This window comes from Caulobacter sp. LjRoot300, assembly GCF_964253875.1.
Taxonomy (GTDB): Bacteria; Pseudomonadota; Alphaproteobacteria; order Caulobacterales; family Caulobacteraceae; genus Caulobacter.
The window spans coordinates 310,669-328,488 of sequence record NZ_CAXUSA020000001.1 but is presented as its reverse complement, the minus strand read 5'-3'; the positions used below and the strand labels follow the sequence as shown (position 1 = coordinate 328,488).

At 70.7% G+C, this 17,820-nt stretch carries 14 protein-coding genes; 6 read left to right on the top strand and 8 right to left on the bottom strand.

Annotated elements, in window-relative coordinates; translation table 11 throughout:
* Positions 1-71 precede the first annotated feature (71 nt).
* The gene (gene ligD, locus ACSQ2G_RS01540) at positions 72-2,867 is read left to right on the top strand and encodes a DNA ligase D (RefSeq protein ID WP_436027720.1); all 2,796 of its coding nucleotides are present in this window, start codon (positions 72-74) and stop codon (positions 2,865-2,867) included.
* Between the two features lie 187 nt (positions 2,868-3,054).
* On the opposite strand, the gene ACSQ2G_RS01535 is transcribed toward ligD, so the two are convergent.
* Positions 3,055-4,764: a M56 family metallopeptidase gene (locus tag ACSQ2G_RS01535; RefSeq protein WP_436027719.1), complete on the bottom strand. Its 1,710-nt coding sequence runs from the start codon at positions 4,762-4,764 to the stop codon at positions 3,055-3,057.
* Entirely contained in the window at positions 4,761-5,135 is a 375-nt protein-coding gene (locus ACSQ2G_RS01530; protein ID WP_028037810.1) for a BlaI/MecI/CopY family transcriptional regulator, read from the bottom strand. The genes ACSQ2G_RS01535 and ACSQ2G_RS01530 overlap by 4 nt, the downstream gene beginning before the upstream one ends.
* A gap of 161 nt (positions 5,136-5,296) precedes the next feature.
* Here ACSQ2G_RS01530 and ACSQ2G_RS01525 point away from each other — a divergent pair, with 161 nt between their 5' ends.
* The 4 genes from ACSQ2G_RS01525 (at position 5,297) to ACSQ2G_RS01510 (ending at position 9,380) form a co-directional block, all read left to right on the top strand.
* A complete protein-coding gene (locus ACSQ2G_RS01525; RefSeq protein ID WP_436027717.1) occupies positions 5,297-5,983 on the top strand; it encodes an AcvB/VirJ family lysyl-phosphatidylglycerol hydrolase in 687 nt (228 codons plus the stop codon).
* A gap of 135 nt (positions 5,984-6,118) precedes the next feature.
* Positions 6,119-6,898: a trehalose-phosphatase gene (gene otsB / locus ACSQ2G_RS01520; RefSeq protein WP_436027715.1), complete on the top strand. Its 780-nt coding sequence runs from the start codon at positions 6,119-6,121 to the stop codon at positions 6,896-6,898.
* Entirely contained in the window at positions 6,895-8,373 is a 1,479-nt protein-coding gene (locus ACSQ2G_RS01515; protein ID WP_436027713.1) for an alpha,alpha-trehalose-phosphate synthase (UDP-forming), read from the top strand. Before otsB ends, ACSQ2G_RS01515 begins: the two co-directional genes overlap by 4 nt.
* A 158-nt stretch (positions 8,374-8,531) precedes the next feature.
* Positions 8,532-9,380, top strand: coding sequence for a Ku protein (locus ACSQ2G_RS01510; protein ID WP_436027711.1), 849 nt, complete (start codon positions 8,532-8,534; stop codon positions 9,378-9,380).
* Here ACSQ2G_RS01510 and ACSQ2G_RS01505 read toward each other — a convergent pair.
* On the bottom strand, positions 9,377-9,850 hold the full coding sequence (locus ACSQ2G_RS01505) for a hypothetical protein (protein ID WP_436027709.1): 474 nt from the start codon (positions 9,848-9,850) through the stop codon (positions 9,377-9,379). The two genes, ACSQ2G_RS01510 and ACSQ2G_RS01505, sit on opposite strands and share 4 nt — an antisense overlap.
* 134 nt (positions 9,851-9,984) lie before the next feature.
* Between ACSQ2G_RS01505 and ACSQ2G_RS01500 the strand changes: the two genes are divergently transcribed.
* Complete coding sequence (locus tag ACSQ2G_RS01500; RefSeq protein ID WP_436027707.1) at positions 9,985-10,887, top strand: alpha/beta fold hydrolase; 903 nt, start codon at positions 9,985-9,987, stop codon at positions 10,885-10,887.
* Here the strand turns inward: ACSQ2G_RS01500 and ACSQ2G_RS01495 are convergent.
* From ACSQ2G_RS01495 to ACSQ2G_RS01475, 5 genes are all read right to left on the bottom strand, one after another.
* Positions 10,874-11,911, bottom strand: coding sequence for an acyltransferase family protein (locus tag ACSQ2G_RS01495; protein WP_436027705.1), 1,038 nt, complete (start codon positions 11,909-11,911; stop codon positions 10,874-10,876). The two genes, ACSQ2G_RS01500 and ACSQ2G_RS01495, sit on opposite strands and share 14 nt — an antisense overlap.
* Before the next feature lie 212 nt (positions 11,912-12,123).
* Positions 12,124-12,375: a type II toxin-antitoxin system Phd/YefM family antitoxin gene (locus ACSQ2G_RS01490; RefSeq protein WP_436027703.1), complete on the bottom strand. Its 252-nt coding sequence runs from the start codon at positions 12,373-12,375 to the stop codon at positions 12,124-12,126.
* An 83-nt stretch (positions 12,376-12,458) separates the two neighbouring features.
* Complete coding sequence (locus ACSQ2G_RS01485) at positions 12,459-14,255, bottom strand: glycoside hydrolase family 15 protein (RefSeq protein WP_436027701.1); 1,797 nt, start codon at positions 14,253-14,255, stop codon at positions 12,459-12,461.
* Positions 14,256-14,302: 47 nt separating this feature from the next.
* Positions 14,303-16,462, bottom strand: coding sequence for an amylo-alpha-1,6-glucosidase (locus ACSQ2G_RS01480; RefSeq protein WP_436027699.1), 2,160 nt, complete (start codon positions 16,460-16,462; stop codon positions 14,303-14,305).
* Positions 16,463-16,583: 121 nt separating this feature from the next.
* A complete protein-coding gene (locus ACSQ2G_RS01475) occupies positions 16,584-17,648 on the bottom strand; it encodes a glycosyltransferase family 4 protein (RefSeq protein WP_436027697.1) in 1,065 nt (354 codons plus the stop codon).
* Between the last annotated feature and the right edge of the window lie 172 nt (positions 17,649-17,820).

Genomic DNA, 17,820 nt, shown 5'->3' with positions numbered 1-17,820 from the left:
TTTGCGCATTTTCTTCAAGAAGCCGGGGTCTGCTTCGCTTGAAAATGCCGCGGCAGACAGGGAATCTCGCCATGGCCCAGGGACAGCTCGCCGAATATCGCCGCAAGCGCGACTTCCACAAGACCGCCGAGCCCAGCGGCGACACGGCCGTCGCGCCTGCGCCGCACGCGCGATTCGTCATCCAGAAGCACGACGCCACGCGTCTGCACTACGACTTCCGGCTGGAGGTCGACGGCGTGCTGAAGTCGTGGGCGGTGACCAAGGGCCCGTCGCTGGACCCGGCCGACAAGCGGCTGTCGGTCGAGGTCGAGGATCACCCGCTGGACTATGGCGACTTCGAGGGCACGATCCCCAAGGGCCAGTACGGCGGCGGCACGGTGCAGCTGTGGGACCGCGGCTACTGGTCGCCCGAGCCGGGCTTCGAGGACGTGGCCAAGGCCCTGAAGAAGGGCGAGCTGAAGTTCGTGCTCGAGGGCGAGCGGCTGCACGGCTCGTGGGTGCTGGTGCGGATGAACTGGGACCGCACCGCCAAGGATGGCCCCAAGCGACAAGAAGGGGGCAGGCGCTCCAACTGGCTGCTGATCAAGCACAAGGACGAGGCGGCGCGGCCGGGCGAGGGGACCGCGATCCTGGAGGAGGATGCCTCGATCGCCTCGGGCCGCACCATGGCCGACATCGCGGCCGGCAAGGGCCGGGGGCCTTCGCCGTTCATCCTGAAGACCAAGGGCAAGGGCGACGCGGTCTGGACCTCGCGCACCAAGGCCGAGCGGGAGGCGGCGCAGAGGGAGGCGCTGGAGACGCGGACGTTTTCTCCACCTGCGAAAAGGGAGATGTCATCCCGGACAAGCGCGCAGCGCGCCGATCCGGGACCGACGCGTGAACTCGGCGCTTCCGGCGGTCCCGGGTCTTCGCTTCGCTACGCCCGGGATGACAGGAAGGGGAAGGGGAGAGACAGGAAGCCCACAGTCCTGCCCGACTTCATCGAGCCCCAGCTGTGCAAGTCCCTGGACCGCCCGCCCACCGGGCCCGGCTGGGCGCACGAGATCAAGTTCGACGGCTACCGCGTGCAGCTGCGCGTCGAGGACGGCCGGGCGACCCTGCGCACCCGCAAGGGTCTGGACTGGACCGAGAAGTTCGCCGCCATCGCCGAGGCCGCCGCCGACCTGCCCGACAGCATCCTGGACGGCGAGGTGGTGGCCCTGGACGCGGCGGGCCAGCCCGATTTCGCCGGCCTGCAGGCGGCCCTGTCGGACGGCGACAGCGGCGACCTGATCTTCTTCGCCTTCGACCTGTTGGCCCTGGACGGCGAGGACCTGCGCGACCTGCCGCTGCGCGAGCGCAAGGCGCGGCTGAAGGCGATGATGGGGCAGGACGAGGCGCGGCTGCGCTACGTCGACCATTTCGAGACGGCCGGCGACGCGGTGCTGCTGTCGGCCTGCAAGCTGGAGCTGGAGGGCATCATCTCTAAGCGGCTGGACGCGCCCTACCGCTCGGGCCGCGGCGAGACCTGGACCAAGGCCAAGTGCCGGGCCGGGCACGAGGTGGTGATCGGCGGCTGGACGACGACGGGCGCGGCCTTCCGCTCGCTGATCGCCGGGGTCTATCGCGACGGCAAGCTGGCCCATGTCGGCCGGATCGGCACGGGTTTCGGACGCGACAAGGTCGCCAAGCTGCTGCCGCGGCTGAAGGCGCTGGAGAGCGACACCTCGCCGTTCGAAGGCCAGGGCGCGCCGCGCAAGGCCGCCAATGTCCACTGGGTGAAGCCGCAACTGGTGGCCGAGATCGAATATGCGGGCTTCACCGGCGATGGCTCGATCCGCCAGGCCTCGTTCAAGGGCCTGCGCGAGGATAAGCCGGCCGCCGAGGTCGAGGCCGAGGTTCCCGCCTCTGCCGAGACGGCCGAGCTGGCGGAGCCGACGCCGAAGGCCGCCCCCAAGGCCGGCAAGGCCGCGCCGAAGTCCCAGACGATCGTCACAGCCAAGGCGGACAGCATCGTCCTGGGCGTGACGATCTCCAAGCCCGACAAACCGCTGTGGCCTGATGTCGACGGCGCGCCGGCCAGCAAGATTGACCTGGCCCGCTACATGGCGGCGGTGGGCGAATGGATGCTGCCGCACATCAAGGGCCGGCCGGCCTCGATTATCCGGGTCCCGGACGGGATCGGCGGCGAGACCTTCTTCCAGCGCCACGCCATGCGCGGGATGTCGTCGCTGATCGAGCAGGTGTCGGTCAGGGGCGACCGCCAGCCCTACATCCAGTTCGACCGGATCGAGGCCCTGGTCGCCGCCGCCCAGATCGCCGCCGTCGAGATCCACCCGTGGAACTGCCAGCCGAACGATCCCGAGGTCGCCGGCCGCCTGGTGTTCGACCTCGACCCCGCGCCGGGCGTCACCTTCGAGGACGTGATCGCCGGGGCCCGCGAGATCCGCGACCGGCTGGAGGAACTGGGCCTGGCCAGCTTCTGCAAGACCACCGGCGGCAAGGGGCTGCACGTGGTCACGCCCTTGTCCGACAAGGTTCCGTGGGATGCAGCGAAGGCCTTCGCCCGCGAGGTCTGCGCCCGCATGGCCGCCGATGCGCCCGACCGGTACCTGATCACCATGAGCAAGCAGGCGCGGGAAGGGCGGATTTTCCTGGACTACCTGCGCAACGACCGCACCTCGACCGCCGTCGCGCCTCTATCTGCCCGGGCGAGGCCCGGGGGGACTGTATCGATGCCGCTGAACTGGACCCAGGTGAAGGCGGGGCTGGATCCTCGCAAGTACACGATCCGCACCGTTCCCGCCCTGATCGCCAAGAGCACGGCGTGGGAGGACTATTTCGACTCCGCCAAGCCCCTGAAGGCGGCGATCAAGCGGCTGGGGTGAGGGGTGCTGTCAGCCAAGTTCGGCGCGGCATTCCCCTGTTGTCATCCCGGAAAGCGCATAGCGCTTGTCCGGGATCCAGGTGAACCGCAACGGGCCAGCCCAGTCCCCTGGGTCCCGGACAGCCTCTACGAGGCTTCCGGGATGACAACGGTTAGGGCGACCGACACTCTTCAGAGACGCTGGTCTCCTAGCTGGCCGTGCGGGCCTCCTGGGCCAGGCGGTCGGCCTGGCGGTCCAGGTCGTCGGCCTGTGAGGGCAGGCTGTCGCTCAGCGCGCGCAACTCGGCGTCGGTGACGATGTTGCCCCGGGCGCGGTTGTCCTCGATCTGCCGGGCGCGGTAGGCGGGGTCGCGCAGGCGGGCGGCCTCGTCGCGCATCTGCTGGGCGCCCTGGCGCATCTGCACGGCGCCCTGGGCCATCTGGGCGCGGGCCTTGACCATCTGGCGCGCGGCCTCCTGGCGGGCCTGCTCGCCGATCCTGCGGGCCTGTTCGCCGTCGGCCATGGCCCGGTCGGCCTCGACGCGCGCCTGATCGGCGGCGCGGCGGGCCTGGTCCCGCGCCTCGTGGGCCTGGCGCCGGGCCTCGGCGGCTTGGGCGCGGGCTTCGGCGCCGCGGGCGCGAGCCTCGATCGCAGCCTTCGCCTCCTCGGGCGTCGCGGACCGGAAAGAGCTGTGACCGAGACCTTCCAACGGCTCCGGTGGGGGAGCCGGCGGCGCAGGCGGCGCAGGCGGCGCAGGAGGCGGGGACAGAGCGACCGTCCACGCCTCGACCGGCTCAGGCGGGGGAGCCGGAGGCGCGGGCGGCGCGGGCGGCGCGGGCGGCGGGGACAGCGCGACCGCCCACGGCGCGACCGGCGAAGGTGGCTCAGGCGGCGCCGGTGGGACGAGGGCGGCCAGATGGACGGGCGGCGGGGCCGGAGGCGCAGGCGGCGCGACCCAGGCCTGGCGGGTGACGGCCAGGGCAGCCAGCGGGGTGGCCACGACGGCCAGGGCGGCGATGGCCAGGGCCACGGTGAGCGGCCGGCGGCGGGCGGCGGTGTCGGTCATGAGGCAGGCGATCCTTGTCTTCAGCGTCCGGGCGTCGGCGGCCATGGCGGTCGCGGCGCCCAGGGCAGGGCGGGCGGAAGGGGCGGGGCAGGCGGCCAGGCCGACCAGGGCCCGGGCGTAGAGGGCGCGATCGATCGTCTGGACCGCGGCGGCGTCGGCGGCTTCCTCCGAGCGTTCGCCGAGCACGGCGTGCAGGCGCCAGACCAGCGGGTTGAACCAGAAGATCGCCAGGGCCAGGCGGGACAGGACCAGGAAGATCCAGTCGTGGCGGCGCAGGTGGGCCATCTCGTGCGCCAGGATGGCCGGGGCGGCGCGGGGCTGCGCCAGGCTGGCCGGGTCGACCAGGATGGAGCCGGGCGCGACGCCCCAGCTGAGCGGGCTGGCGATGCGGTCGCTGCAGATCAGGTCAGGACGGTCCTCGGGGGGCAGGTCTTCCAGCGGGGCCAGCCAATTGTCGCTGGTCACCGGGCAGCCCTGGCGGGTCCAGCGGCTCAGGGTGCGCAGCCCCAGCAGCAGCCGGCCGGCTATGGCGGCGAAGCCCAGCAGCCACAGGCCGCCGACCAGGCCGAGCGAAGGCCAGGGCGAGGCGCTCGGCGTCGAGGCGACCGTCTCGGCCGTCAGGGCGGGGGGAGCGGCGAGGGGGGCGGGCGGCGGCGAGGCCGGCAGCAGGGCCAGGTCCAGGACGGGCAGGACGTTCATGATCACCGGCAGGGCCAGCAGCAGGCAGACCGTGGCGCGCAGGATGTCCACCCGCTCGACCGGACGCCCGGTCAGGAACCGCGCGCAGGCCAGGCCGGCCCCGGCCACCAGGCTGGACTTGACCAGCAGGGAGGCGAGCAGGGTCCAGGTCATGGCTTGCGCTCCACCGACTGGTCGATGATCCGCTCCAGGGCGGCGGCCTCTTCCGGGGTCAGGCGCTGGCCCAGGCCCAGCAGGGCGGTGGCGGCGCTGGCCGCCGAGCCGGCGAAGAAGGTGTCGATCATCCGCCGCAGGGCCCCGGCGGCGACGGCCTCGGTCCGCTGGACGGGGCTGTAGCGGAAGCCGTCGGGGCCGGGCGTCCGCTCGACCAGGCCCTTGGCCTCCAGCCGCGAGAGCAGGGTGCGGACGGCCGAGTCGCTGAGCGGGTCGGACAGGGCGGCGCGGACGCCGGCGGCGGTGCCGGCCTCCAGCCGGCACAGGGTCTCGAAGACCTCGCGTTCGCGTCTGGGCAGGGATTCGATCACGGCGGCCTCGCGGCTGGAAGTGGCGCTACATTTGTAGCGTTACACGTGTAGCGGGGCGGGCGAAGTGAATTCGCCGTAACCTGGGCGCGGGCCGGCCAAAGCCGCCGCGTCGCCCCACCTTCGCCCCGGCATGGTCAAGATTGAGGAGGACCAATGAGGGCATGACCCCGCGCGCTCGCCTGCTGACCCTCGCCGCCGTCCTCGGCCTGGCCTTCGCCGGGATCGCCGAGGCCAAGGTCGCGCCGCGCCTGGTCGAGACGCCGGCCACCGCGCCCGGCGACACCCTGGCGGTGCTCTATTCGGGCGACGGCGGCTGGGGCCGCCTGGACCAGGGCGTGGCCAAGGCGCTGGCCGCCGGCGGCGTGCCGGTGCTGGGCGTCAACTCGCTGCGCTACTTCCTGGGCAAGCGCCCGCCCCAGGCCTTGGCCGACGACCTGGCCGACCAGCTGCGCCGGCGCGAGGCGCAGTGGGGCCGGCGCAAGATCGTGCTGGTCGGCTATTCGTTCGGGGCCGACGCCCTACCGGTCATCGTGCCCCTGCTGCCGGCCGACCTGCGCGGCCAGATCCAGGGGCTGGTGCTGATCGGAACCGGCCCGCACGGCGATCTGACCTTCCATCCGGCCAGCTGGCTGAACCGTCCGACCGCCGACTCCTTCCCGGTGGCCCCGGCGGTCGAGGCGCTGAGGGGCCTGCCGATGACCTGCATCTATGGCGACAAGGAGCGGTCGGACATCTGTCCGACCCTGCCGGCCGACACGATCCGCCAGGTCAGGCTGCCCGGCGGCCACCACTTCGACGGCGACTATACGGCCCTGGGCCAGGCCGTCCTGAGGGCCGCCGCGCTCTAGGATTTCAAGGTCAACCGGCCTCCGCGCACATCCCCGTGAGCGCATCGTGACTCGGCTTGGTCGTCTTCCGGCGGATCGAAACCCCGCCAACGCGCGTTTCAAGGGCCTGTAATCATCGGAGAGGGCCTTCTCGCCATGACCGCATTCGGGTCAGTCGTTCGGCGTGCGCCGAGCGATTTGCCGCCACCACCACTCGCCCTGCCGCCCCGCGCGGCGTTGTTTCTCGATCTTGACGGAACCCTGGCCCCGATCATGCCCCGCCCCGACCAGGTGGGGCCCGACCCGCGGCGCGCGGCGCTGCTCGACGCCCTGTCGCGGGCGCTGGACGGTCGCCTGGCCGTCGTCAGCGGCCGCGCGCTGGAGGACGTCGACCGCATCCTGGAAGACCGGGTGAAGTTCGTCGCCGCCGTCCACGGCCTGGTGCGCCGCGGGGGCAACGGCGTCGACCGCGTCCAGCCCCATCCCGACATCGACCACGCCCGCGACGTGCTGCGTGACCTGGCGCGCGGCGACAAGGGCCTGCTGTTCGAGGACAAGGGCCTCAGCGTCGGCCTGCACTATCGCAACGCGCCCTCGGCGGCCGACGCGGTGATCGAGGCGGCCGAGCGGCTGGCGAGCGCGTCGGAGCTGGTGCTGCAGCTGGGCGACATGGTCGCCGAGCTGCGCACGCCGGGCCAGGACAAGGGCAAGGCGGTGTCGGCCTTCCTGCGCGAGGTTCCGTTCGATGGCGCGGCGCCGGTGTTCGTCGGCGACGACCTGACCGACGAGGACGGCTTCACCGCCGCCGCCCGCCTGGGCGGCTACGGCGTGCTGGTCGGCCCGTCAGAGCGTCCCACCCAGGCGACCTATCGCCTGAACGACTTCAACGCCGTGCTCGACTGGCTGAGCGCTTCAATCGGAAGGGCAGCCGCATGAGCCGTCTGATCGTCGTTTCCAACCGCGTCAACCCGCCCGTCGGCAAGGGCGAGGAAAGCGTCGGCGGCCTGGCCATGGCCCTGGCCGCGGCCCTGCGGGAATATTCCGGCATCTGGTTCGGCTGGAGCGGCAAGACCACCACCGAGTTCACCGGCCAGCTGAACATGCAGAAGGTCGAGGGTGTGACGGTGGCCACGGTCGACCTCGAGGAGGGCGACTACCAGGAATATTACAACGGCTACGCCAACAAGACCCTGTGGCCGCTGTTCCACTACCGGGTCGACCTGACCGCCTACGACCGTTCGTTCGGCGAGGGCTATGACCGGGTCAACAGGCGGTTCGCCGAGACCCTGCTGCCGCTGATCGAGCCCGACGACATCATCTGGGTGCACGACTACCACCTGATCCCGATGGCGCGGGAGCTGCGGCGGCTGGGCGTGACCAACCGCATCGGCTTCTTCCTGCATATCCCCTGGCCGGCCCACCAGCTGGTCGTGACCCTGCCGCGCCATCGGCCGCTGGTGGAGGCGCTGTTCCACTACGACCTGGTCGGTTTCCAGACCGAGGAGAGCGTCCAGGCCTTCGAGGGTTACGTGTTCAACGAGGTTGGCGGCGAGCGCACCGAGGACGGACGGCTGACCGCCTTCGGCCAGGTCACCCAGGCCGCGGCCTTCCCGATCGGCATCGACGCCGAGGACTTCGCCCGCATCAAGGAAAGCCCGCGCGCCATCCGCGTCTACGACCGGCTGATGGCCCACAGCGTGTTCCGCAAGATGGTCGTCGGCGTCGACCGCCTGGACTATTCCAAGGGGCTGGAGGAGCGGTTGATCGGCTTCGAGCGCTTCCTGCACGACAATCCGCAGGCGCGCCGCGAGGTCATGCTGCTGCAGATCGCCCCGATCTCGCGCGACGAGGTCGAGGCCTACCAGGACCTGCGCGCCCGACTGGACGGGCTGATCGGCCGGATCAACGGCGCCTATGCCGACATGGACTACAACCCGATCCGCTACCTCAACCGCAGCTACCGCCGCGACGAGCTGGCCGGGGTCTATCGCGCCTCCAAGGCCGCCCTGGTCACCCCGCTGCGGGACGGCATGAACCTGGTGGCCAAGGAATATATCGCCTCGCAGACGCCGGAGGATCCGGGCGTGCTGATCCTGTCGCGGTTCGCCGGGGCGGCGCGGCAGATGAAGGAGGCGCTGATCATCAACCCCAACAGCCCCGAAGAGATCTCCGACGCCCTGACCCGGGCCCTGAACATGGACCTGGACGAGCGCAAGCGACGCTTCGAGAGCCTGATCGACAACGTCACCCGCCAGGACGTCACGGCCTGGCGCGACGACTTCGTCGCCCAGCTGCGCGAACCGGTGCGGGCGCCGGCCCTGGCCAAGGCGAAGGGGACCAAGTCGGACGGGGCCAAGCTCGCCCTGGCGCCGCCGCGCGCCCTGGCGGTGCGGGCCGGCGGGAGGGCCTGAGATCATGGTCTACCCCGCTCATCCCGGCGAACGCCGGGACCCAGATGGCGTGGCTTTGAGGCTGACGCCAGGCGCGCCGAGCTCTTCCAGTCATCCACACCGCCTTAGGATCTGGGCCCCGGCATTCGCCGGGATGAGCGGATTTTGGAGTTCGGGCCATGGCGCCTAGGCCGACCTGGCAAGGCCACCTGCGGCTGTCGCTCGTCACCTGTCCGGTGGCGATGTACACGGCCACCAGCCCCGGCGGCGAGGTGCGGTTTAACCTGCTGCATCCCAAGACCCACAACCGCATCAGGATGATCGCCACCGATCCGGACCTGGGGCCGGTGGACCGCTCGGAACTGGTCAAGGGCTACGAGTACGAGAAGGACCACTATGTGATCCTGACGCCCGAGGAGATCCAGAGCGTGCGGCTGGAAAGCACCCGCACCATCGACATCGAGCGCTTCGTCGACGCCGACGACATCGACCGGCTCTACTGGGACAATCCGTATTTCCTGGTGCCGGACGGCAAACTGGCGCTGGACGCCTACACCGTGATCCGCGACGCCATGGCCGGGGCGGGCAAGATCGCCCTGGGCCGGGTAGTGATGCATACGCGCGAGCGGCTGCTGGCCATCGAGCCGCGCGACAACGGCCTGGTCTGCTACACCCTGCGCAGCCGCGACGAGGTGCGCGACTCCGCCGAGCTGTTCGACGATATTCCCGATCGGAAGGCCGACCCGCAGATGGTGGCCATCGCCGAGAAGATCATCGAGCAGCAGGAAGGCCCGTTCGACCCCAGCCAGTTCAAGGACCGCTACGAGGACGCCCTGCGCGCCCTGATCAAGCAGAAGGAAAAGGGCGGCAAGGCCAAGGTCACGGTCGAGGAGCCGGACAACACCAATGTCGTCGACCTGATGGAAGCCCTGCGCAAGAGCCTGGGCCAGAAGCCGGGCGCGACGGCCAAGCCCGCGGCCAGGAAGCCGGCCGCCAGGAAGTCGGCGGCGGGCAAGAAGGCGTCCTAGGCCTTGATGCAGGCCAGGGTGTCGCCCAGGACCATCGGCGCGCCGGCCCGCGAAATCATCCAATCCACGGTCATGGTCGCCGAGCCGGTGCGGACATAGATGAACTGCTCGCCTGGCTCGCTCGCCCCCTGGCGGGTCCAGGTCCAGCGATCGCCTTCCCAGCCGGGCGAGGCGTACCAGCGCAGGCCGCTGAAGCCGTCTGCGATGGCGGCGCGAAAGCCGCCCGCGCCCCGCGCGAAGCTCCAGGTCTCCGTCGCCTTGTAGGTTCCCGGCGCCGCGTCGCGATGCCGTTTGAGCAAGGCCGCGGTGTCGGGGTCGCGGCTGAAGACCATCGCCGAGGCCAGGGGTTTCTTCGACGGCTCGAAGCGGCCGGCGCAGTCCCAGGCGCCTTCGAAATAGGCCAGCGGATCGGGGGCGGCGGGACTGGAGGCGGCGGCCAGCAGGCCGGCGATCAGAAGGCTTGTCGGCATGGATCCTCGCGACGTGTCGACGGGCAGGAAAGCATCATCGGTCCAGCCCGTCACGTCGTGGTTCGCCGGACGTTTGACTTCGCGGCCCGCCGTCGTCGAATGGGCGCAACGACCGGGACCCTCCTATGAAACCAATGACCGTGTTGTCGGTCGCCTTGCTGCTGGCCGGATGCGCGACGCAAGGGGGGCTTCGGCCGGAGGGCGTCGCGGGCGGCCAACTGGAATGCCTGGGCCGCAAGACCTCGCGTCCGACCGTGATCCTCGAGGCCGGGGCGTTCGGCGGGGCGGCCGACTGGTCGCTGGTGGCCGAGGACCTGGCCGCCAAGGGCAAGGTCTGCGCCTACGACCGCGACGGCGTCGGCCTGGCGGCGATCCACGACCTGGACCGCTCGCCGCTCGCCATCGCCACGCGCCTGGAGGCGCTGGTGGCGGCGGAGGAGGGCGATGCGCCGGTGATCCTGGCGGGGCATTCGAACGGCGGGCTCTATGTCGAGGCCTTCGCGCGGATGTGGCCGGCGCGGACGGCGGGATTGGTGCTGGTGGACGCCGTGGGGACCGACGCCAAGGACCAACCGCTGGCCATGGCCGACCTGAAGCGCGAGGCGCGGCTGGCCGGCTTCACGCCGTTCGCCCGCGCCGTCGGCCTGACCCGCCTGGTCCCGCTGCTGGACGACATCTCGCCGGCCGCCGAGTCGGCGGCCCGGCGGCGCAGGGCCTGGACGGGGCGCAGCAGCGTCCGCGCCAGCCTGCGGGAAGAGCGGGCCTTCCTGCCCGGCCTGGCCGCCGTCGACGCCCTGCCGCCGCTGCGTCCGGCCATCCCCGTGGCGGCGATCGTCGCCAGCCGGACGCCGGACAAGCCGCTGGACCGCGCCTGGCGCGCCACCCAGGTCGCCCCAGCCGCGCGCGCCTGCCGCGCGGTGGTGATCGACGTCCTGGCCAGCCACACCGCGATCCTCGACGCCCAGCGCGGCCGGGTGGTCGAGGCGGTGGACTGGATGGATGGGCAGCGGCCGGGGACGGGCGCTAGCCGGTGCTGAGCGCCTCGGCGGCGGATTTCCGGTAGCGCAGCCATCGTCGCACGGGCGCGTCGTAGAGCTGGAACGCGATCCACGCCACGACCGGCGCCAGCACCACGGCCAGGGCGGGGAACCACACCGGCAGCAACGGCTTCCAGCCGTCGGGATAGAGCCGCAGCATCACCGCCCACGTCGCCCAGTGCAGCGCGTAGAGCGGGTAGGAGACGTCGCCGGTGGTCCGGCACAGCGCGCCGGCCGCGCCCTTGGGGTCGTGGGCGCCGGTCAGCACCAGCAGCGGGAACAGCACCGCCACGCAGGCGAAGTCGTACAATCCGTTCCAGGGCCGGCCGGGCGCCAGCGGCATGACCAGGACCGCCAGCAGGACCACGGCCGGCAGCACCAAGCGGGGTCGCGGCGCCAAGGCCCGGTAGCGCCAGCCCAGCCAGCCGAGGCTGAAGCTGAAGGTGGCCCGGACCAGGCCCAGCCAGAAGGTGGCTTGGTCCCAGCCGGTCTCGACCCCGTTCAGGCCCAGGGCGGCCCAGGCCATCACCGCTCCGCTGCAGAAGACGATGGCCGCGACGACCAGGTCGGGCGCCCGCCGCAGCGGGAACCACAGGGCGCTGACGATCACCTCCAGGCACAGCGACCAGGCCGGCGGGTTGAACGGGAACAGGGTGGGGAAGGTCCATTCGGCCGGATGGCCCAGGCGCGGAACCAGCAGCAGGCCGCGCGCCAGGTTGGGCCAGAAGGGCGGGCTGTGGCGCGAGGTCAGGACCGCGCCGATCAGGGTCGACAGCACCAGCAGCGGCCAGATCCTGACGATGCGGATCCACAGATAGGCCGGCCAGCCGATCTCCCGCCGCTCGAAGGCGTGGGCCAGGACGAAGCCGCTGAGGCAGAAGAAGAAGTCCACCGCCAGATAACCGTGGGCGAAGTGGTCCGGCCGTCCCGACCAGTCGGCGGCGTGGTACAGCAGCACCCCCAGCGCCGCCACGGCCCGCAGGCCGTCCAGGGCGGCGAGGCGTTGTGTCCTGTGTTCCGTCACCCGCCCGGTTTTGACGATAGTAGCGATGCGCGCAAGAGGCTGGACGCGCGGCGCGCGTGTTCCGGCGTCGTTCGTAAAAGCCCAAGGCGCGTCAGATCAGCAGCTTGACCCGAACTCCCAGTTCCACGGCCGCCAGCGAAAGCCGCCTGTCGAGGGGCGCCAGCAGATGGTCTTCCAGGGTCGGAAGAATGACCCTGGCGCCAGATAGACGCTCAAGCCTCGGGACCGTCGTAGAGCTGGCCGAGCAGCTCCACGGAGGTCAGCCCAACCGCCTTTCGGGCCCGACGGCGAGCTTGAAGCCAGGCATAGGTCGCGGGCGGCGCCTTGCGAAAGGCGGAGGCGACGGGCCGCAGCTCGGCCACGGGTTTGCCGTGCCGCGAAATGACGACCTCTTCGCCCTGCAGGGCCAGGTCGATCAGGCGAGACAGGCCGTTCTTGGCGTCGGCGACGCTGTAGGTGCTCATGGGCGCTCCGTATGGCCATGACTATACCCAGTTGCTCGCGTCGCAAGGCGCGAACGGGCTGTGGTTGGTGCGATCACCGCGGCCTACCGCACCGAGGTCCAAGGCCGGCTCAGCAGCACCGCGCAGTTGATCAGGCCGACCAGCGAATAGGTCTGCGGGTAGTTGCCCCACAACTCGCCATCCGCGAAGCCGATGTCCTCCGACAGCAGGCCGGCGGTGGTGCGGCGGGCCAGCATCTCGTCGAACAATTCGCGCGCCTCGTCGATCCGGCCGGCCAGATACAGGGCCTCGACCAGCCAGAAGGTGCAGATGTTGAACGCCGTCTGCGGGGCGCCGAAGTCGTCGGGGATGGCGTAGCGCAGCAGGTAGGAACCCTTGCGCAGGCCGGCCTCGATGGCGGCGACGGTGGCGACGTTGCGCGGGTCCTTGGCCTCGATGAAGCGCAGGTCGACCAGCTGCAGCAGGCTGGCGTCCAGCTCGTCGCCCTCGAAGGTGGCGGCGTAGCGGCCCAGGGTCTGGTTCCAGGCGCGCTGGTCGATGGTCTGGCGCACCTGGGCGGCGCGCTGGTTCCAGAAGTCGGCGCGGTCGTCCAGGCCCAGGCGGGCGGCGGCGTTGCCCAGCCGGTCGCAGGCCGCCCAGCACATCACCGCCGAATAGGTGTGGACATTGGCCCGGCCGCGGAACTCCCACAGGCTGGCGTCGGGCTGGTCGTGCAGCTGAAAGGCCCGTTCGCCCACCGGCTCGAGGTTCTGGAAGTCCTCGACCGTGCCCGGCCGCAGCAGGCGCTCGTCGAAGAAGGCCTGGACCGTGGACAGGACGATCTGGCCGTAGACGTCGTGCTGCTGGTGCTCGTAAGCCTGGTTGCCGATCCGCACCGGCCCCATGCCGCGATAGCCGGGCAGGGCGGGGGCGAAGCGCTCGGTCAGCTGCGGCTCGAAGCCCACGGCGAACAGCGGCTGGATGTGCCCGCCCGCCGCCCGGTCGACGATGTTGCGCAAATAGCCGAGGTAGTTCTCCAGGATGTCGACCGCGCCCAGCCGGTTCAGGGCCTGGACCACGTAATAGGCGTCGCGCAGCCAGCAGTAGCGGTAGTCCCAGTTGCGGCCGCTGTCGGCGTGTTCCGGGATCGAGGTGGTCATGGCCGCCACGATCGCCCCGGTCTCCTCGTGCATGCAGAGCTTCAGGGTGATGGCCGAGCGGATCACCGCGCTCTGGTAGTCCAGCGGCACGGCCAGGCCCCGCACCCAGTCCATCCAGTACTCCTGGGTCTGCTGCAGCATGCGGTTGCAGGTGGCGCCGATGTCGGCGTTGAAGCCCTCGTCGGCGCCCAGGAACATGGCGACCGGCCGCTCCAGCCGGAAGGTTCGTTCCTCCAGGATGTGCGACACCGGCCCGTCGGTGGACAGGCGCAAGGTCATGTCCGAGCACAGATAGCGGATGTGGTTGGAGCCGTGGGTGTGCTCGGCCGCTCGCGCGCCCCAGTCGGCGGTGGGACGCAGGCGGATGGTGATCCGCGCCACGCTGGTCAGCGGGCGGATCAGGCGGATGAAGGCGGTGGGCCGGAAGCTGCGGCTGAACTGCTGGTAGCGCGGGGCGAAGTCGATGACCTCGACGCTGGCCCCGTCGGCGTCGGTGATCACCGTGCGCAGGATCGGGGTGTTGCGCAGGTAGTCCTGCTCGACGCTCGTGGCGCCGTCGACCACGACCTCCCAGACGCCCTTGGCGGCAGGATCGCCGGGTTCCAGCCCGCCCAGCAGCGCGCTGAACACCGGGTCGGAGTCGATGCGCGGCGCGCAGGCCCAGACGAAGCGGCCGCCGCGGTCGATCAGGGCGCTGACGGCGCAGTTGCCGATCGGGAAGAGGTCGAGGTTCTGCGGCATGGTTTGGTCCAGCTCGTCTTTCGGGTTCGGTTCGGGTTGTCGGGCGGTCAGCGCCGGATCAGGATCGGCACCGGCGACGACTTGCTGGTGTGGGCCGCCACATGGGCGCCGACGTGCTCGAAGGTGATGTCGGTGCTGACGTCGCCGATCTTGAGGCCGTCGACCTGCAGGTGGTCGATGCCGATCGGCAGGCGCGGGTCGGTCAGGCGCACCTCGCCCCGCCAGCCGTCGATGGTGATCCCCAGGCACGCCTGCAGCATCATGAAGGCCGAGCCGGCCGCCCAGGCCTGGGGCAGGCAGGCCACCGGATAGGCCACCGGCGGCTCGCCCGGCTGGCGCGGGAAGCCGCAGAACAGCTCGGGCAGGCGCATCTCGTAGTGGGCGGCGGTCTCGAACAGGCCCGAGGTCATCTCCACCACCCCGTCGCGATGGCCGTAGCGGGCCAGGCCCATGGCGCAGATCGCCGTGTCGTGCGGCCAGACCGAGCCGTTGTGATAGCTCATCGGATTGAAGCGGGGTTCGCCCTGGGCCAGGGTCCGCACGCCGAAGCCGTTGTGGAACGCCGCCGACAGCAGGGCGTCGGCCACCTTGGCGGCGCGCTCGGGCGAGGGCAGGCCGCAGAACAGCAGGTGGCCGGGATTGGAGCCGCGCACCCGGCACGGCTTGCCGTGGCCGTCGACCGCCATGGCGTAGAAACCCTTGTCCTCCATCCAGAACTTGGTCTCGACTTCCAGCCGCAGGTGTTCGGCCTTGGCCCGCCAGCGCTCGGCGTTCGCGTGATCGCCGCGCCGCTCGGCCAGGTCCGCCATGCCCCGGAAGGCGGCGAAGGCGTAGCCCTGGACCTCGACCACGGCGATGGGACCGTCGGGGAACTTGCCGTCCTCGTGGAAGACGCTGTCCTCGCTGTCCTTCCAGTTCTGGTTCGACAGGCCGGAGTCCAGGCCGCGGGCGTAGTCGATCAGCCCGTCGCCGTCGCTGTCGCCGAAGTGCTCGATCCAGGCGATGGCGTTGAGCAGCGGCTCCCAAAGGCTTTCGATGAAGGCCAGGTCGCCGGTGCGCTCGGCATAGGCGCAGGCCAGGGCCACGAACAGCGGCGTGGTGTCGACCCCGCCGTAGTAGCGGCCGAACGGCAGCTCGCCCAGGGCGGTCATCTCGCCCTTGCGGGTCTCGTGCATGATCTTGCCGGGCGCGCTGTCGCGGAAGGCGCTGACCTCCTCGGCCTGGTGCTCGGCCAGATAGCCCAGGACGCCCTTGGCCAGGCTGGGCTCGATCCACAGCACCTGCCAGGCGGTGATGATCGCGTCGCGGCCGAACGGCGTCGAGAACCAGGGGATGCCGGCATAGGGGTAGGGGCCGGTGGCGAACTGGGTGGTCAGCAGGGCAAGATCCGCCCGCGACTTTTCCAGCCAGTCGTTGAACAGTCGGCCCGAGCTGTGCAGCCGCGCCCCCCGCCGGCGGCGGTTGCGCATGTCGATACGGGCCCGCGCCGCCGCCGCCCGCCATCGCTCGCGGGTCGGCGGAGGGGCGGGCTCGACCCCCACCTCGACATGGAGGTCGAAGTGCGTCTCGGGCGTCAGCATGAACATGAAGTCGGCGCGCTGCGGAGCCAGGCGTCCGGGCGGCTCGGAGAACGAGATGATGCTGGTGCGCCGCACGCCGTCCAGGCCGTCATAGACATAGGTCACCGAGCGGCCGTTGGTCTCGGCGGGCAGGACCCGGCCCCTGGCCGGGCGCTTGGAGCCGCGCACCTCGAACATGTCGTGGAAGTCGGCGTCGTATTCCAGGCCGACCGGCAGAATGACCATGTCGCGGCTGTAGTTGACGAAGCGCAGGCGCTCGTAGAGCCGTCGGTCCCAGAGGAACCGCTTGCGCTCGATGTGGATCGCGCCGTGCGGCGCCGCCGCTCCGCCCAGGGCGGGCAAGGGCTCGTTGGTCGAATGGGAGGTAAAGAACACGTTGTCCTGCGACACCGCCGCGCTCAACAGGGCCGGCGGGCGGTTGCCGACCAGCAGGCGCAGCCACGACAGCAGGCGGGTGTCGTCGTGGAACAGGCCGTCGGCCGCGCCCAGCACGTCGCCGAACGCATCGGCCACCAGGAAGGTGTCCTTGTCCTTCAGGGCGAACAGCCGGTAGGGGACGCGCGGTTCACCCGTCTCGCCCTGCTCGACGGCGCCGCCCGGGGTCGGGCCGGGTGTGAGATCGTCCATGTCCTTTGGCCCCTTGCGCTGAGGTCCCTCGAAAACCCGCCGCGCCGCGCGGGCGGCAGGCGGGTTCCCGATTCCTAAAACCTGATCGTGTCTCCGACGCGGCGACCGCGTGAAGGCCGGATCAGGCGCTTTGGGCCAGCGTCAGGCGCGGCGGCGCGGACGCTTCTTCAAGTCGACCATAGAGGTCCAGGTAGCGGCGGGCCATGGCGGTCGCCGAGAACCGCGTCTCGAACCGGCGGCGGATCTCCCGGCGGTCCAGGTCGCCCAGGCGTCGGACGGCGGCGACCGCCTCGTCCTCGTCCTTGACGATGAAGCCGGTCAGGCCCTCCTCGATCACCTCGGGCACCGAGCCGCAGTCGTAGGCGATCACCGGCGTTCCACAGGCCATGGCCTCGATCATCACCAGGCCGAACGGCTCGGGCCAGGCGATCGGGAACAGCAGGGCCTCGGCGCCGCCCAGGAAGGCGGACTTCTCGTGGTCGCCGATCTCGCCGATGAACTCGATCAGCGGGTGGTCCAGCAGGTGCTCGACCTCGTCGTGGAAATAGGCCCGGTCGGCGGCGTCGATCTTGGCGGCGATCTTGAGCGTCTTGCCCAGCCGCTTGGCGATGGCGATGGCCCGGTCGGGACCTTTCTCGGGCGAGATGCGGCCCAGGAAGGCCAGGTAACCATCTGATTTCGATCGGAAATCGTAGATCTCCTCGGCCACGCCGTGCAGCACCGTGCCGGCCCAGTTGATGAAGGGCAGGGGCCGGCGCTGGTCGTCCGAGATCGACACCAGGGGGAACTGCGGCCAGCGGCGATAGACGCCCGGCAGGTCCTTCAGATCCAGCCGCCCGTGCAGGGTGGTCAGGGTCCGCCCCGGCATGTCCTCGAACATCGGGAAGTGGATCATGTCGGTGTGGAAATGGATCACGTCGAAGCGGCGGGCCTGGCGGCGGACCTCGGCCAGCATGGCCATGTGGGCGGCCAGGTCCGACTTGAGCGGGGCGGGGTCCAGGCGCATGGCCTGGTCGCGCACGACCACCAGCTCGGCCTTGGTGCGGGCGTCGCCCGAGGCGAACAGGGTGACGTCGTGGCCCAGGTCAACCAGGGCGTCCGTGAGGTGCGCGACGACCCGCTCGGTGCCGCCGTAAAGGCGTGGCGGGACGGCTTCGTACAGGGGCGGAACCTGGGCGATCCTCATGAGTGGAATCCTGACGCTGAAAGGGCGCGGCCATGCGCCCCGACGTCAAATCAAACCGCCAGTGTGGCCTTAAGGTTCCGCATCGGAAATTAAAGAACCATAAGCTGTCTTAACCGTTGGCCTTGAATGATACGAACGTTGACGAGCCAGGGTCGCGGCGGCCATTTGAGGA

Coding starts and splice junctions, on each gene's coding strand:
- ligD (WP_436027720.1), top strand. CDS start 72: ATGGCCCAGGGACAGCTCGCCGAATATCGCCGCAAGCGCGACTTCCAC.
- ACSQ2G_RS01535 (WP_436027719.1), bottom strand. CDS start 4,764: ATGACCTGGACCCTGCTCGCCTCCCTGCTGGTCAAGTCCAGCCTGGTG.
- ACSQ2G_RS01525 (WP_436027717.1), top strand. CDS start 5,297: ATGACCCCGCGCGCTCGCCTGCTGACCCTCGCCGCCGTCCTCGGCCTG.
- otsB (WP_436027715.1), top strand. CDS start 6,119: ATGACCGCATTCGGGTCAGTCGTTCGGCGTGCGCCGAGCGATTTGCCG.
- ACSQ2G_RS01515 (WP_436027713.1), top strand. CDS start 6,895: ATGAGCCGTCTGATCGTCGTTTCCAACCGCGTCAACCCGCCCGTCGGC.
- ACSQ2G_RS01510 (WP_436027711.1), top strand. CDS start 8,532: ATGGCGCCTAGGCCGACCTGGCAAGGCCACCTGCGGCTGTCGCTCGTC.
- ACSQ2G_RS01505 (WP_436027709.1), bottom strand. CDS start 9,850: ATGCCGACAAGCCTTCTGATCGCCGGCCTGCTGGCCGCCGCCTCCAGT.
- ACSQ2G_RS01500 (WP_436027707.1), top strand. CDS start 9,985: ATGACCGTGTTGTCGGTCGCCTTGCTGCTGGCCGGATGCGCGACGCAA.
- ACSQ2G_RS01490 (WP_436027703.1), bottom strand. CDS start 12,375: ATGAGCACCTACAGCGTCGCCGACGCCAAGAACGGCCTGTCTCGCCTG.
- ACSQ2G_RS01485 (WP_436027701.1), bottom strand. CDS start 14,255: ATGCCGCAGAACCTCGACCTCTTCCCGATCGGCAACTGCGCCGTCAGC.
- ACSQ2G_RS01480 (WP_436027699.1), bottom strand. CDS start 16,462: ATGGACGATCTCACACCCGGCCCGACCCCGGGCGGCGCCGTCGAGCAG.
- ACSQ2G_RS01475 (WP_436027697.1), bottom strand. CDS start 17,648: ATGAGGATCGCCCAGGTTCCGCCCCTGTACGAAGCCGTCCCGCCACGC.